We start from the raw sequence: 14,765 nt of genomic DNA, 5'->3' as shown, positions 1-14,765 counted from the left end.
TAAAACAAAAAATGGATCACTGCATTAAGCAAGTGATCCATTTTTGCCTCAGTTATATAAGAGGAGATTTATTTGATTATTTTAAAATTACTTGTTCGTCAGCAGCGATTACTTCTTTCGGAGCAGCTGGCGCTTCAATTGAACCAAATGGCATTTCACCAATTAATTCCCATGATTCTGGTAAGTCTAATAATTCACGGATGGCACGGTCAAAGCCTTGTTCGTAGCCAATGTTGAAATGTTGTAAAGTTGCACCTAAGCCTAATTCAGTTAATGTTAACCAAGTAGCGAATTGTGCGTTTGCAGATGCATGGTTTTTGTATACGTAACGACGTTCGTCGTTAGCTGGGATACCATTGTCAACAGCATCGCGGTCTTCGAAGAACAATACAGTACCTACTGCAGCACGTGCGCCGTCCATAATTGGTGCCATGTTAGCGAATACTTCTTCAGGTAAAACAGAAGATTGAACATCTTTAATCAAGTCCCAAAGTTTTTCGTTATTTTCACCAGATACAACTACTAAACGGCTTGATTGAGAGTTGAAAGCTGTAGGTACGTGAGGTACAACGTCTTTCAAAGCTTCAGCAACTTGTGCAGCTGTAACATCAGTGTTCGCACCGATAACGTATTGAGAACGACGAGTTTCTAATAATTCAACAAATTTTGACATGTGATTAAATCCTCTTTCTTTTTTGAAATTTCCAAAATCATTTTGTAATTTTGAACTAGTTTTATCTTACCTACTTACTTTTTAAGAGTCAATTTATTTGTTCGAAAAAACACAAGGTTATGCTATTAAAGTGAAATATCGGGCAAAATACCCCTAGTTTGTTCGATATTTCACGCATAAGTTTTGTATTTTTAGTACAAACTTGTCCAAAACGTATTCATTAAAAAGGACTGGATTTTAACCCAGTCCTTTTAATATGGATGAATATTTTATTTGTTATCACGTAACCAGTTTGTTGCTGCTGTAGCCATTGTTGCTGATCCAACGATTAAAGCTTCTTCGTTAAATTGTACCAATGGGTGGTGTACAGGATATACTTTGCCGTCAGCATCTGGTAATGGACAGCCTACAAAGAAGTAGCAAGATTCTGGTAACTTGCTTGCAATATGCGCATAATCTTCAGATGCTAAGTATGATGGCACATTTACAACGTCATATTTGTCGCCTAAAGCTTCTTTAGCAGATGCCATTACTTGTGATGAAAGTTCTTCAGTATTGATTAATGCTGGACAGTTTGCCATGACTTCAAATTCAGTTTCTGCACGGAATGCTTTACCAATATGCTCAACGATTTCAGGTAAACGTTCTGCAACATGTGCTGCTGATTCAGGGAATAATGAACGTGAAGTACCTTCTAAGATTACTGTGTCAGGAATAACGTTAATTGCCCCACCGGGTGCATTGATGTAACCCATTGATAATGAGGCACCTTTATTTGATGGTAATTCACGAGCTAAAATACCATTCGCACCATTGATAATTTGACTAGCAACGAAGACTGGATCAATACCGTTATTTGGCATCGCACCATGGGCACCAACACCTTTAATTGTAATACGGAAATTTAGTGCTGAAGCTAGCGCAGCCGTTTTATGAATTTCAACATCAACCTTGTCACCATTTGGCCACATATGTAATGCCATACCAGCATCTGGTGCAGGATTTTCTAGAATACCTTGTTCTACCATTACGCGTCCACCATTTAAGGTTTCTTCAGCTGGTTGGAATAAGAATTTAATTTGACCTTCTAATTGGTCTTCATTTTCTTTCAACATTTTCAAGACCATCAACAAAATGGTGGTATGCATGTCATGGCCACATAAATGACCATTTTCATTTTTAGAAGTACATACAGATTGGGATTTTTCAGTGATTGCTAAAGCATCCATATCAGCACGTAATAACAATGTTTTACCCTTAGCAGAATCTCCAAGTGTACCGGTAATACCATATGTGTCTCCTACATTTTGATAAGCAATCCCGAATTCATCAAGTTTTGCTTTCACTAATTTGGCTGTTTCCGGTAATTCAAAACCAACCTCAGGATTTTCATGTAATTGACGGCGAACTTTAACCGCATCATCAAATAATGCTTGTGCACGTTCTAAATAAGTCATTTCAATTCCTCCATTTTCATTTTTACATATTAATTTTACGCTTTTTTTGGATGTTGTCCAAGAATTATATGAATATATATTAGCGGCAAAAAAGACAAAGTAGACCCAATATTCAAATGGTTCCATTTTGTCTTTTTAAGTATTACGCTTTTTTATATGGTGAATGATCTTCTAAATAAGTTTTTGCTTGCGTAGCATCGTCGTTCATTTTGGCAATTAAACTTTCCATACCGTCAAATTTTAATTCTGGACGTAAGTATTGATGCCAATAAACTGTGACTTCTTCCCCATAAATTTCATGATGGAAATCAAGTAAGAAGATTTCAACAGTACGTTTGCGATTTTCACCAAAGGTAATATTGGTACCGATTGAAGCAACACCTTGATATACACTACCGTTAAGTAACATTTCTACGACATAAACACCTTCTTTTGGGATTAATGATTCACTTGGAATCATTAAATTAGCTGTTGGAAAGCCCATTTGTCGTCCACGTTTTTCCCCATGTACAACAATGCCGTCAAGACTATAAATATAGCCTAGTTTTTCATTGGCATGTTGTAATAATCCTGTATCCAAATCTTGACGAATTTCAGTCGATCCAACTTTGCCGTCTTCATCGGCTAATTGAGGCACTTCGATGATTTCGAAGCGACCTTGGCTATGATCGCGCAATGTTGTCATATTGGCAACGTCTTTTTTACCATACGTATAATCAAAACCGGCTACAACCGATTGGGCATTTAAACCAACCATATATTGATCAACAAAGTCTTGAGGTGCTTGTTTTGAAAAAGCAGATGTTAATTGGGCTACATATAAGTAATCCACGCCAAATTGAGCCATTAAACGTTGTTTTTCAACCATCGTGGTTAAATACGTTACCTCTTCTGGGCGAATTTGTTGGTACATAATACGTGGTGCCATATTAAAAGTCATCACAGCCAATGGTAATTGCAAACGCGTCGCTTCTTTGCGCGCTGCTTCAATGACTGCTTGGTGTCCTCTGTGTACCCCGTCGAAGAAACCTAACGCCAGTACAATTTTACCTGGGTAGATGTCTGCTTGTTTGTATGGATGGTGTAAATATATTGTCTCCATAAATTACCTTCCCTATCTATTCATTAGAACATTTTTGTCGGTTTAATCTTACCATCTTTTGATGGATGTAAGTCGTATAATGCCTTGATTTTATCGTCTAAAAAGACGGTCACTGGCAATTGAGCTTGTAATTCACTTGGTAAGACACTTAAATCTAATACTGAACCATTATCTATTAATTTGTGTAACATCGTTTCACTTGAAGGTACGTGCCACTGTGGATACGCTGATAATGATTCTTCAATGCTTACTAGCCATGAAAAATCGTCGTTTTCAACTGCTTCACGTAGTTGGTCAAGGGTTAGGCAGTCTTCTTGTTTAAATGGCGTAGACGCCGCTCTCGTTAGGCTAGTCATGGTAGCAGGTACACCAAGTGCTTGACCTAAGTCACTAGCTAGGGTTCGAACATATGTCCCTTTACCGCAGACAACTTTAAATTGAAAACTTTGGCGACCATCAATCAAGCTCGAAGCACTAGCCATTTCAAATGCATCGACATAAACCGGATGTTCAGGTCGTTCGACTTCTATACCTTCTCGTGCGTACTCATATAGACGTTTACCATTTACTTTAATCGCTGAAAACATCGGTGGTATTTGAACAATGTGTCCTGTTAATTGTTGCATGGCTTCTTGAATTGTTTCATCAGGGATGGCATTTTCAATTGTTTGCTCTGTCACAATTTCACCGTCTAAATCTTCAGTTGTCGTCGCAAAACCAAAAGTAATTTCACCGGTGTAAACTTTGGTTTTATCCATTAATAGTTCTACTAATTTTGTCCCACTGCCTAAGCAAATTGGGAGTACGCCATCGACATTAGGATCTAGTGTTCCTGTATGTCCGACTTTTTTCATATGTAATATTTTTCTCACCTTAAAAACACAGTCATGACTCGTCATACCGCGTTCTTTCCATAAAGGTAAAATTCCGTCCATTTACTCACCTCATATCTAGGATATTGTAACATAAGGTCACGGTCTTCCTGAAGAAAAAGTACACTGAATAAATTTTTCGCATTAAAAAAGGGACTGGGACAAAAGCCAATAAAAAAGAAGAGAACAATTCATAATAGAAATGTTCTCTTCTTTTACTAAGGTATAAATTTATNGATGAAATCGAGACCTTGGCTCGATTTCAAGTCTGGAGACCTTGGCTCCAGACGGTCCCACGGCTATAAGGAACGTACACTAAAAGGACGAAAATCGAAGATTTTAATCTTTTGTCCCAGGCACTCAATCTGGTTTTCGTATCATCCTATCGAATAAAGGAGAATACATGATCCCAAGTTTTACCATTTAAAAATTGAAACGGCGAATTATCGGAAGAAATCCCATAACCGACGATACCGCCGATCGTAAACAGGATAATACACAAAATCAAAACGATAACTGCCCAAAATAAAAATTTCTTCCAAGGTGCATCTAAATATTGATGGAATTGTTTCATATGATCCCCTACTAATCTAATAATGCGGCTAGTTCTTCATCAGTTTTGCCATCCACGTCAACACGTAAAACATTGGCACCCAAGTCTTGTAATTTCTTTTCAAAAGAATGGTAGCCACGGTCTAAATATTTTAATTCAGAAACTTTCGTCAACCCTTCTGCGCGTAAACCAGCAAGAATTAAAGCAGCAGCAGAACGTAAATCAGAAGCTGCTACGGCAGCACCTTGAAGTTTTGCTGGGCCATTAATAATTGCAGTATCTCCATTGATAGAGAAGTTCGCATTCATACGACGTAATTCTTCTAAATGCATAAAACGGTTCTCAAAAACAGTTTCTTCCATTTCAGAAGTGCCTTCTGCTAAAACTTGCGCTACGGTGTATGGTGATTGAATATCAGTTGGAAAACCTGGATATGGTAAAGTTCTCGCTTTTGTTGCTTTTAAGACAGCAGAACCTTGTACACGAACACCAGACACATCCTCTGTAATGGTTGCACCCATTTCTTTTAATTTAGAGATAAGTGGTTGATTATGTTCTGAAATGGCATCCTCGATGTAAACATCACCTTCAGTAATTGCGGCAGCTACCATAAAGGTACCAGCTTCAATACGGTCAGGAATAACAGTATGTTCTGTACCTGTTAGGCTTTCAACGCCTCGGATTTTAATTGTATCCGTACCCGCACCTTGCACGCGACCACCCATTTTATTGATAAAGTTGGCTAAATCAACAATTTCAGGTTCACGTGCAACGTTTTCAATGATAGTAACACCCTCTGCTAAAGCGGCAGCCATCATAATATTTTGCGTAGCCCCCACACTTGGGAAGTCTAAGTAAATATTGGCGCCGACTAATTTGTCCGCAACAGCTTCTACATATCCAGCAGTTGTTGTTACTTTCGCGCCTAAGGCTTCGAAACCTTTTACGTGCAAGTCAATTGGACGTGAGCCAATTGCACAGCCACCAGGCATAGCAAATTTAGCATGACCGTAACGTGATAGTAATGGTCCCATTACAACGATACTTGCGCGCATTTTGCTGACAAGTTCGAATGGTGCTTCAGTAGTTAACTCACCTGATGCATCAACAATGATTTCATTATTTTCTTCGTCAAAATCAACTGTTGCATTTAAATTGCGTAATACGTCATTCATTACGTATACGTCTGAAAGTAATGAAGCATTTGAAATGTGGCTTTGACCTTTATCAGCAAGCAAAGTTGCTGCTAATAATGGTAAAACGGCATTTTTTGCCCCATCAATTTTTACGTGGCCTTTTAGTTGGTTGCCACCTTTAATTATCATATTTTCCGTCATTTCATTATCACCTATCTAAATTTATATTTATCGACCTTATTATGTCATTTATTTTTATGCGAACATATCAAGGTTAGCATATAAGTCTAAACATTGACAATTATAAGGTACCGAATAGACGGTCACCAGCATCACCAAGACCTGGTAAAATATAGCCATCTTCGTTTAATTTTTCATCTAATGCAGCAGTAAAGATGTCAACTTGTGGATATGCGGCTTGTAAAGCTTTAACCCCTTCAGGTGCAGCAACAAGGCAAACAAATTTAACATTTTCTGGATCAACATTACGTTTAACCAATGAATCGATGGCCATGATAGCAGAACCACCAGTAGCTAACATAGGGTCAACTACGATTACTTCACGTTCATCGATATCTTGTGGCATTTTGAAGAAGTATTCTTGGGGTTCCAAAGTTTCTTCATCACGGAACATACCAATGTGTCCTACTTTAGCAGCAGGCATTAATAGTAACATACCATCAACCATACCTAAACCCGCACGTAAGATTGGTGCGATTGCTAATTTTTTACCAGAAATTACTTTTTGAGTCGTTTTCATCAATGGTGTTTCGATTTCAATATCTTCCACTGACAAATCACGTGTTACTTCATAGCCTAAAAACATAGTGATTTCATTTACTAATTCACGGAAACCTTTTGTACCTAAGTTCTTATCACGTAACATAGCCATTTTGTGTTGTACCAATGGATGATCAATTACAACAAATTTACTCATTAATGATTACCTCAATCTTTCTTTATCCTATTTTTTACATTATGCGTATTTGGCTTAAACCTAAAATAGTATACAGAATAAAAAGCGTTCATGCAAGTGTTTACATGAACGCTATAAAGATTATTGTAATGGGAATTTGCTTACTAAGTCTTTCACTTCAGCTTTTACTTCAGCGTAAACTGCTTCATCACCATGGTTTTTGATGATTTTGACAATTAATTTAGCTACTTCAGTTGCTTCTGCTTCTTTAAAACCACGTGTTGTAATCGCTGGGGTACCGATACGGATACCACTTGTTTTAAATGGGCTTAATGTTTCGTTTGGAATGGTATTTTTATTTACTGTAATACCAACTTCATCCAAAGCAACTTCAATGTCAGCACCAGTTACACCAAAATCAACAACTTTCAATAGTAGTAAGTGGTTGTCTGTACCACCAGATACCATAGGGATACCTTCAGCTTCAAATACTGCTTCAAAAGCTTTGGCATTTTTAATGATTTGTGCTTGGTAATCTTTGAAGTCATCTTGTAAAGCTTCACCAAAGGCAACTGCTTTAGCTGCAATGACATGCTCTAAAGGACCACCTTGGATACCAGGGAAAATCGCTGAATTTAGTTTTTTACCATATGCAGCGTCACCTGAAAGAATTAAACCACCACGAGGACCACGTAAAGTTTTATGTGTTGTAGAAGTAACAACATCAGCATAAGGGATTGGATTTGGATGTAATCCAGCTGCTACTAAACCAGCAATATGTGCCATATCTACCATGAAGTAAGCATCTACATCTTTAGCAATTTGACTGATGCGTTCAAAATCGATGATACGTGTATAAGCTGAAGCACCTGCTACGATTAATTTTGGTTGATGTTCTTTTGCTAAACGTTCGATTTCATCATAATCAATGCGTTCATCAACGGGGCTAACATTGTAATTAACAAAGTTGTATTTTTTACCAGAGAAGTTTACTTTAGATCCGTGAGTTAAGTGACCACCGTCTGTTAGGTTCATACCTAATACTAAGTCACCTGGTTCTAAAAAGGCATCGTAAACAGCCATATTTGCTTGTGAACCTGAATGTGGTTGTACGTTTGCATATGCAGCGCCAAATAATTCTTTCACACGGTCAATTGCTAAGTTTTCGATTTTATCTACAACTTCACAACCACCGTAGTAACGTTTTCCAGGGTAACCTTCGGCATATTTATTGGTTGCTACTGAACCTTGTGCATCTCTAACGGCTTGAGAAACCCAGTTTTCACTGGCAATTAATTCAATACCATTTTGTTGACGTTCTAATTCTTCGTTTAATAAATCAAATACAATATCTTTTTCCATTGATTGTTAGCCTCCGTTGTCATTAATAGACAAATTTTTTGGTGTTACGAAAATGAAAATTATTCCATTACCACTGAGCTTGCTTTGATTAAGCGATTGCGATATGCGCTATTTTCCTCTTTATCCGGGAATAGTTCAACCACAATTTGGGTAATTTCAGGAACATCATCGAAGGTTCTCAGTGCTGAAAATAGCGTATGCGTTGCACTGGTAATATCTTCGCCAAGAGAGAAAGTTGCTTGAGCACGACTACCGTATTCAGCAAGGGTTTGTGTTGTTGCAGCAAGAGCAAAAGGCATATTTTGATTTTCTAAATCTTGTAATACATTTGCCATTTCCTCTTGACTGACAGCCATGACAGGTTGATCTGGACTATAGTGAATATATTTCATTCCAGGTGCTTTTGGAGCAGTAGTATCATCACTAGCAATCGTGCCACCCATTAAAATTGGGTAATTGTCCACCACTGTTTCAAGCATAGATTTTGTAATGAAACCTGGGCGTAAAATAATCAACCCTCGTTCATCTGTTAAATCTAAAACAGTTGACTCTACTCCGATTCTAGTTGGATCAGCATTGACGATGCCACCAATTTTACCATCAAAGTCATGTTTGACATGTTCTACTTTAGTAGGACTTGGTTTGCCAGAAATGTTGGCTGAAGGTCCGACTAAAGGGAAACCAGTTAAACGAATCAATTCGCGTGTAGTCTCATGGTCAGGTAAGCGAATACCAACAGTATCCATACCACCTGTAACAACTGATGGGAAAGTATCTTCTTTCACAGGGACAACTAAGGTTAATGGCCCCGGCCAAAATGCAGCTGTTAATTTTTCAATTAATGCATGACGGTCTTGATCGTCATCCTTCATAAAGTCAAAAATCGCTGGTTCATCGGCAATATGCACGATTAATGGATTATCACTAGGACGTCCTTTCACGGCATAAACTGATTTCACAGCATCTTCATTATTGGCAATCGCCCCCAAACCAAAGACTGTTTCGGTTGGGAATGCGACTAATTCACCTTGACGCAATAATGCTGCGCCCTCTTCCAGTTGATTTGCCTGAATGATTTTTGTCATAACAGAGAAAGCCCCTTTCATCTTGTACTTTTATTTTAGCATGTTCTTTTGAAATTGTATCTATATTTTTTAAGAAAATATCCACAAAATACGGTCATTCCCTGTATAATCTTGAATAATGTTTGCTTTTAGCTCTGGTAAAACGGCGTTCACACGTGATAAAAGGCGATTTCCTTGTTTATATCCGAACTCCGCTATAAACTGTCCTCGCGGTCTTAAATGAGCCCGCAAGTCATCAAAAATTCGCCAATAAATGTCAAAACCACTATCTTCAGCAAACAATGCCCCTTTTGGTTCATATAAAATAGTCGACTTAGACATGACATCAGTTTCTTCTTCACCTATATAAGGTGGATTTGAAATAATCACATCGAAGGTTTCATCAGCTATTGGTTCAAACAAGTCACCAGCTAAAAAGCGTATGTCTGTTTTTTTCGCACGGGCATTTTCCTCTGCGACAGCTAAGGCTTCCGGTGAAATATCCGTGGCCGTGATTTGAAGGCTAGGATAATGCATTTTTAAAGTGATTGCGATAATACCAGTACCTGTTCCAATATCTAGCACTTTGGCATCCGGCTGTATCTCGCCTTTTTTAATTTGTTTCAGTACAAAGGATACGAGATCTTCCGTTTCTTGTCGAGGAATAAGGGTAGCTGGTGTGACTTTGAAATCTTCACCATAGAACCAGGCTTTTCCTACAATATATTGCCATGGATAATTTTCATTTACCACTTTATGAATGGCAGCTTCATAAGCTCCTTTTAATTCACTTGGTATTGTGTCGTTTTGATGCATTTGCCATTCAGAAACAGAAAAATCTGCCATATCTAACATTAAATGATAGGAAATCTCAGCTTCTTGGTTATTTTCGTTTAAAAAAGAAGAGGCCCAAGCTTGGACCTCTAAATATGTATTATTAATCATTTAACTCCTCTAATTTATTGGCTTGGTCGGCTAATAGTAAAGCGTCAACGATTTCATCCAGTTCACCATTCATGATACGGTCTAATTTTTGGATGGTTAAACCGATACGGTGATCTGTTACACGGTTTTGAGGATAGTTGTATGTACGGATACGTTCTGAACGGTCACCAGTACCCACTAAGTTTTTACGTTGTGAATCGTATTCATTTTGTTGCTCAGAAGCAAATTTTTCATAAACACGAGCACGTAAAATCATCATGGCTTTATCTTTATTTTGTTGTTGTGAACGTTGGTCTTGCATAGATACAACAATACCTGTTGGAATATGTGTTAGACGAACGGCAGATGATGTTTTGTTAACGTGTTGTCCACCGGCACCAGAGGCACGGAAAATATCAAGACGAATATCTTTTTCATCTAAATCAAAGTCAACTTCTTCTAATTCAGGCATTACCCCTACAGTAGCAGTTGATGTATGTACACGGCCTTGAGATTCAGTATCTGGCACACGTTGTACACGATGCGCACCTGATTCGAATTTCAATTTAGAGAATACGTTATCCCCTTGGATTTGAAGGGTAATTTCTTTATACCCACCAATATCGTTACTTGAAGATTCGATTACTTCTACTCGCCAACCTTGGCTAGTTGCGTAGCGGTTGTACATTTCATAAAGGTCACCGGCAAATAATTGGGCTTCATCCCCACCTGCGGCACCACGAATTTCCATGATGATGTTTTTGTCATCATTAGGATCAGAAGGAATCATCAAACGTTTGATTTCTTCTTCAAGTTGGTCACGTTCATCTTTTAACTCTTTTAACTCTTCTTTGGCTAATTCAGTCATTTCGTCATCAGTAGTTTCAGCTAGTAATTCTTCAGTATCCGCGATACCTTCGATTACCTCTTTATAGTGGGTAAATGTTTCTACTTTTGGACGTAAATCTGCTTCTTCTTTTGAAATGGCACGGAAACGTTGGTTATCATTGATAACATCCGGGTCACTCATAAGCTCTGTTACTTCAGCGTAACGAGCGATAAATGAATCTAATTGATCATTAAACATTGTTTCAACTCTTTTCTATAACTTTAACTTTGCTATTTGTACGTATACTCTATTTAATCAATATGCTTATGCATTTTGATTGTTGCGTTCAATATAAATTTTACCATCTTTTAATGGCGGATGGTGATAATGTTTACGACAAACTGGGTAATAGGCTTCGTTACCACCAATTTGTACTTGTTCACCCTCATAAACAGGTTTTCCTTCAGAAACACGCATGTTCATGGTAGCTTTTTTAGCGCAGAACCAACAAATGGTTTTCACTTCTTCAATTTTATCTGCCAATAATAGTAAATATTTAGATCCTTCAAAAAGATTGTTTAGGAAATCGTTTTTTAGGCCAAATGCCATTACAGGGATATCTAACTCATCCACAATGCGTGCTAATTGATAAATGTGTTCTTTTTTCAAGAATTGGGCTTCATCAATTAAAATACAGTAGATCTTTTCATGTGTGTCGTCCATATAACCCTTTAGGTCAAGATAAACATCTGTATCTTCTGCAATAGCTCTAGCTGCTCTTTCCTCACCAACGCGACTAGATACATTCCCTACACCTGCACGATTATCCACCGCACTCGTATAGACTAAAACATGCTTATTTTGCTCTTCATAGTTATGGGCTACTTTAATGATTTCAAAAGACTTACCACTATTCATCGCACCGTAACGGAAAAATAATTGCGCCATCTAAACACTCCTATACAAATTTTATCGATACACTCAACTATTCATTTTACTTTTAAAGACGCTTCTAGTCAATTTTTATTCCATTTTTCTCCCCTTTTATGCCTAATTAAAGTAGAAACTTTTTTAAAGAAATCTTAAATGCCTTGAATTTTTTCAGAAAAATCATGTCTTATGGTAAAATTGTTCTACGAGAGTTCGAATGAACATTGATTAATGGAGGAACGCCAATATGAAATTGAAAAGCCAATTAGCAACACTCGCTGGGAGAACAAGCCAGCAACTACTTAAAAAATTTACGAGTGGTGGGACCTCTTTACCAGGTAAGATCGCACAACGCATTGACCCTGATATTCTGAAAGCCCTTGGTGAAAACTATCGCGTTGTCATCATCACAGGTACCAACGGAAAAACAGTAACGACTGCCCTAACCGTAAATATTTTAAAACAAGCCTTTGATCATGTCATGACCAATAATTCTGGTTCAAACATGCTACAAGGGATTACTTCTTCATTTATTGAAGATTCAGGTAAGAAATCCGATAAAAAAATTGCCGTACTTGAAGTGGATGAAGCTTCCTTACGTCACATCACAGAACACATCAAACCAGAAGTAATTCTGACTACCAATATTTTCCGTGATCAAATGGACCGTTATGGTGAAATCTACACTACCTATGATTTCATTCTACAAGGTGCAGCAAAAGCGCCAAATGCGATGCTATTCCAAAATGGGGATGCCCCTATTTTCGCATCACGTGAAGTATCTAACCAACAAGTATTCTTCGGTTTTGATAATACTGACAAATCACGTGACTTCTTAGCAGATAACAATACAGATGGTGTTATTTGTCCTAATTGTGAACATGTTTTGCATTACCATGACATCACTTATTCAAACTTAGGTGACTACTTCTGTCCAAACTGTGGTGTTCACCGTCCTGAATTAACTTATAAAGTTGATCATGTTGACGAGTTAACCCCTGAATCAGCAAGCTTTACAATTGATGGCTACCAATACGAAATTCCAGTAGCTGGACTATATAATGTGTATAATGCCCTTGCTGCCTATTCATTAGGTCGTTACTTTGGTGTTTCACAAGCTGATATTGCCAAAGGATTACAAAGTGCCAAACGTATCTTTGGTCGCCAAGAAGCAATTAATGTTGATGGGCATGATTTACGTATCAACCTGATCAAGAATCCAGTTGGTTTAAATCAAATCATCGAATTAACGCTTTTAGAAAAAGCACCATTTACTTTAATTACAGTTTTAAATGACCGCCCTGCTGATGGACAAGATGTTTCATGGATTTGGGATGGTAACTTCGAAAAATTAGCCCAAATGGACAACATCGATACTACTTATGTTGCAGGTATCCGAGTAGAAGACTTAACCAAACGCTTAATGGTTGCTGGTTTTGATACAGATGCCTTAATTAAAGTAGATGACCCTAAAGCTATCGTTGAAGCTGTAAAAACGGCACCTACTGAAAAAGTATATATTCTTGCTACCTATACGGCCATGTTAAATATCCGTAAAGAACTAGCAGAATCAGGTTATGTGAAGGAGCGTATGAACTAATGACTCGAACTTTAAAAATTGCCCACTTATATGGGAACTTAATGAATACATACGGCGATAACGGTAACCTATTAATGCTTGAATATGAAGCAAAACAACAAGATGTCAACGTTGAAACTGAATTAGTTTCAGTTGGTGACGAATTTGATCCAAACAAGTATGACCTAGTCTTCTTCGGTGGTGGTCAAGATTATGAACAAAAAATTGTTGCCCGAGATATTCAATTAAAAAAAGAAGCCTTAACGAGCTACATTGAAAATTATGGTGTAACTATTGGTATTTGTGGTGGCTTCCAATTACTTGGAAAATACTATATCAATGCTGCTGGTGAACGTCTTGAAGGTATCGGTGCCTTAGATCACTATACGTTAAACCAAGATAACAACCGTTTTATTGGCGACATTGTCATTGAAAACGAACGCTTTGGACAAACTTACTACGGATACGAAAACCATAACGGTCGTACTTTCCTAGGTGAAAATACCCAAGCACTTGGTAAAGTCGTTACGGGATTCGGTAACAATGGTGAAGACCAAACTGAAGGTGTTATGTATAAAAATACATTTGGTTCTTATTTCCATGGTCCCCTACTTGTCCGTAATGATCAATTGACCAAAGAAATTGTAGCCCTAGCCATTCAAAATATGGATGCACGTCTAGCCAAAGAAAACCAAACAACTGAAGCTTAATGACTATTTAAACCTTTTGGAGGTGTTGCGATATGTGTGGACGCTACCTGTATGATAAAAGTGAACAAGTACTGCTGGATTATTACAATGAAATACGTCAGCGTGGCGTAGAAATCCCGGATGCTGCAACAGATATCATTTATCCAAGTAGTCCTGTGATTACACTCGGCGCAAATCCAGAAAAGGAAATAGTTCCTGCCCTAACCAAATGGGGTTTTACAGGTTTTAAACCAAGTCAATTATTGATTAATGCGCGTGTTGAAACAGCAAGAGACAAACCCATGTTTAAAGAATCTTTTGAAACACGTCGTATCATCTTTCCAATGTCAGGCTTCTATGAGTTTTCCGCTAATAAAAAAGCATATACTTTTTCTGAGCCGAATAATATCTTATATGTTGGTGGCTTCTATCGTATGTACAGTGACCCCAAGACTGGTCAACGGCAAGCGGAATCCATCATTATCACAACGGAACCGGATACAGTTGTTGGTCAAATACACGACCGGATGCCTTTATTGATTGCAGAAAAAGATGTGAAACAATGGATTTTAGATGACACATTTGCTTATCAATACCAACATCCTGTCCACCAAAATTTACAAGCACAAGCAGTATAAAAAAATCCTGGACCACTGAAATGTAGAGGCCCCCAAAAGTT

The 14,765-nt window shown here is 37.8% G+C and carries 15 protein-coding genes; 3 read left to right on the top strand and 12 right to left on the bottom strand.

What is annotated here, in order from left to right:
* Nucleotides 1-76 precede the first annotated feature (76 nt).
* The 12 genes from EF384_RS06290 to EF384_RS06235 form a co-directional block, all read right to left on the bottom strand.
* Nucleotides 77-673, bottom strand: a complete 597-nt coding sequence (locus tag EF384_RS06290) for a nitroreductase family protein (RefSeq protein ID WP_123780364.1) — start codon at nucleotides 671-673, stop codon at nucleotides 77-79.
* A gap of 269 nt (nucleotides 674-942) precedes the next feature.
* A complete protein-coding gene (locus EF384_RS06285; RefSeq protein WP_123780362.1) occupies nucleotides 943-2,130 on the bottom strand; it encodes a M20 metallopeptidase family protein in 1,188 nt (395 codons plus the stop codon).
* Nucleotides 2,131-2,272: 142 nt separating this feature from the next.
* A complete protein-coding gene (gene ribF, locus EF384_RS06280; protein WP_123780360.1) occupies nucleotides 2,273-3,232 on the bottom strand; it encodes a riboflavin biosynthesis protein RibF in 960 nt (319 codons plus the stop codon).
* Between the two features lie 23 nt (nucleotides 3,233-3,255).
* Nucleotides 3,256-4,167: a tRNA pseudouridine(55) synthase TruB gene (gene truB, locus EF384_RS06275; RefSeq protein WP_123780358.1), complete on the bottom strand. Its 912-nt coding sequence runs from the start codon at nucleotides 4,165-4,167 to the stop codon at nucleotides 3,256-3,258.
* A gap of 319 nt (nucleotides 4,168-4,486) precedes the next feature.
* Nucleotides 4,487-4,678, bottom strand: coding sequence for a DNA-directed RNA polymerase subunit beta (locus EF384_RS06270; RefSeq protein WP_123780356.1), 192 nt, complete (start codon nucleotides 4,676-4,678; stop codon nucleotides 4,487-4,489).
* A gap of 11 nt (nucleotides 4,679-4,689) precedes the next feature.
* Nucleotides 4,690-5,994, bottom strand: a complete 1,305-nt coding sequence (gene murA / locus EF384_RS06265) for a UDP-N-acetylglucosamine 1-carboxyvinyltransferase (protein WP_123780354.1) — start codon at nucleotides 5,992-5,994, stop codon at nucleotides 4,690-4,692.
* Nucleotides 5,995-6,094: 100 nt separating this feature from the next.
* Nucleotides 6,095-6,730 (bottom strand): uracil phosphoribosyltransferase, encoded by a 636-nt coding sequence (upp, locus tag EF384_RS06260; RefSeq protein ID WP_123780352.1) that lies wholly within the window; start codon nucleotides 6,728-6,730, stop codon nucleotides 6,095-6,097.
* Between the two features lie 120 nt (nucleotides 6,731-6,850).
* Nucleotides 6,851-8,071 (bottom strand): serine hydroxymethyltransferase, encoded by a 1,221-nt coding sequence (glyA, locus tag EF384_RS06255; RefSeq protein WP_123780350.1) that lies wholly within the window; start codon nucleotides 8,069-8,071, stop codon nucleotides 6,851-6,853.
* A 59-nt stretch (nucleotides 8,072-8,130) separates the two neighbouring features.
* Nucleotides 8,131-9,156: an L-threonylcarbamoyladenylate synthase gene (locus tag EF384_RS06250; protein ID WP_123780348.1), complete on the bottom strand. Its 1,026-nt coding sequence runs from the start codon at nucleotides 9,154-9,156 to the stop codon at nucleotides 8,131-8,133.
* A 69-nt stretch (nucleotides 9,157-9,225) separates the two neighbouring features.
* Complete coding sequence (prmC, locus tag EF384_RS06245; protein WP_123780346.1) at nucleotides 9,226-10,080, bottom strand: peptide chain release factor N(5)-glutamine methyltransferase; 855 nt, start codon at nucleotides 10,078-10,080, stop codon at nucleotides 9,226-9,228.
* Nucleotides 10,073-11,146: a peptide chain release factor 1 gene (gene prfA, locus EF384_RS06240; RefSeq protein ID WP_123780344.1), complete on the bottom strand. Its 1,074-nt coding sequence runs from the start codon at nucleotides 11,144-11,146 to the stop codon at nucleotides 10,073-10,075. Before prfA ends, prmC begins: the two co-directional genes overlap by 8 nt.
* Nucleotides 11,147-11,212: 66 nt before the next feature.
* Nucleotides 11,213-11,836 carry a thymidine kinase gene (locus tag EF384_RS06235; RefSeq protein ID WP_123780342.1) on the bottom strand — a complete coding sequence of 208 codons (624 nt, stop codon included), beginning with the start codon at nucleotides 11,834-11,836 and terminating at the stop codon, nucleotides 11,213-11,215.
* Between the two features lie 229 nt (nucleotides 11,837-12,065).
* On the opposite strand from EF384_RS06235, the gene EF384_RS06230 reads away from it, so the two are divergent.
* From EF384_RS06230 to EF384_RS06220, 3 genes are read left to right on the top strand one after another with little or no spacing between them, the layout of a single operon-like run.
* Nucleotides 12,066-13,418, top strand: a complete 1,353-nt coding sequence (locus EF384_RS06230) for a Mur ligase family protein (protein WP_123780340.1) — start codon at nucleotides 12,066-12,068, stop codon at nucleotides 13,416-13,418.
* Nucleotides 13,418-14,107 carry a type 1 glutamine amidotransferase gene (locus EF384_RS06225; RefSeq protein ID WP_123780338.1) on the top strand — a complete coding sequence of 230 codons (690 nt, stop codon included), beginning with the start codon at nucleotides 13,418-13,420 and terminating at the stop codon, nucleotides 14,105-14,107. Before EF384_RS06230 ends, EF384_RS06225 begins: the two co-directional genes overlap by 1 nt.
* Nucleotides 14,108-14,139: 32 nt before the next feature.
* On the top strand, nucleotides 14,140-14,724 hold the full coding sequence (locus EF384_RS06220) for an SOS response-associated peptidase (RefSeq protein ID WP_123780336.1): 585 nt from the start codon (nucleotides 14,140-14,142) through the stop codon (nucleotides 14,722-14,724).
* The last annotated feature ends 41 nt before the right edge of the window (nucleotides 14,725-14,765 follow it).

The sequence above is a fragment of the Aerococcus agrisoli genome (genome assembly GCF_003797145.1).
GTDB lineage: Bacteria > Bacillota > Bacilli > Lactobacillales > Aerococcaceae > Aerococcus > Aerococcus agrisoli.
This window is presented reverse-complemented; position numbering and strand designations above follow the sequence as displayed.

What these genes read in the sequence shown, in the direction of transcription:
- EF384_RS06290 (WP_123780364.1), bottom strand. Translation starts at nt 673, where the DNA reads ATGTCAAAATTTGTTGAATTATTAGAAACTCGTCGTTCTCAATACGTT.
- EF384_RS06285 (WP_123780362.1), bottom strand. Translation starts at nt 2,130, where the DNA reads ATGACTTATTTAGAACGTGCACAAGCATTATTTGATGATGCGGTTAAA.
- ribF (WP_123780360.1), bottom strand. Translation starts at nt 3,232, where the DNA reads ATGGAGACAATATATTTACACCATCCATACAAACAAGCAGACATCTAC.
- truB (WP_123780358.1), bottom strand. Translation starts at nt 4,167, where the DNA reads ATGGACGGAATTTTACCTTTATGGAAAGAACGCGGTATGACGAGTCAT.
- EF384_RS06270 (WP_123780356.1), bottom strand. Translation starts at nt 4,678, where the DNA reads ATGAAACAATTCCATCAATATTTAGATGCACCTTGGAAGAAATTTTTA.
- murA (WP_123780354.1), bottom strand. Translation starts at nt 5,994, where the DNA reads ATGACGGAAAATATGATAATTAAAGGTGGCAACCAACTAAAAGGCCAC.
- upp (WP_123780352.1), bottom strand. Translation starts at nt 6,730, where the DNA reads ATGAGTAAATTTGTTGTAATTGATCATCCATTGGTACAACACAAAATG.
- glyA (WP_123780350.1), bottom strand. Translation starts at nt 8,071, where the DNA reads ATGGAAAAAGATATTGTATTTGATTTATTAAACGAAGAATTAGAACGT.
- EF384_RS06250 (WP_123780348.1), bottom strand. Translation starts at nt 9,156, where the DNA reads ATGACAAAAATCATTCAGGCAAATCAACTGGAAGAGGGCGCAGCATTA.
- prmC (WP_123780346.1), bottom strand. Translation starts at nt 10,080, where the DNA reads ATGATTAATAATACATATTTAGAGGTCCAAGCTTGGGCCTCTTCTTTT.
- prfA (WP_123780344.1), bottom strand. Translation starts at nt 11,146, where the DNA reads ATGTTTAATGATCAATTAGATTCATTTATCGCTCGTTACGCTGAAGTA.
- EF384_RS06235 (WP_123780342.1), bottom strand. Translation starts at nt 11,836, where the DNA reads ATGGCGCAATTATTTTTCCGTTACGGTGCGATGAATAGTGGTAAGTCT.
- EF384_RS06230 (WP_123780340.1), top strand. Translation starts at nt 12,066, where the DNA reads ATGAAATTGAAAAGCCAATTAGCAACACTCGCTGGGAGAACAAGCCAG.
- EF384_RS06225 (WP_123780338.1), top strand. Translation starts at nt 13,418, where the DNA reads ATGACTCGAACTTTAAAAATTGCCCACTTATATGGGAACTTAATGAAT.
- EF384_RS06220 (WP_123780336.1), top strand. Translation starts at nt 14,140, where the DNA reads ATGTGTGGACGCTACCTGTATGATAAAAGTGAACAAGTACTGCTGGAT.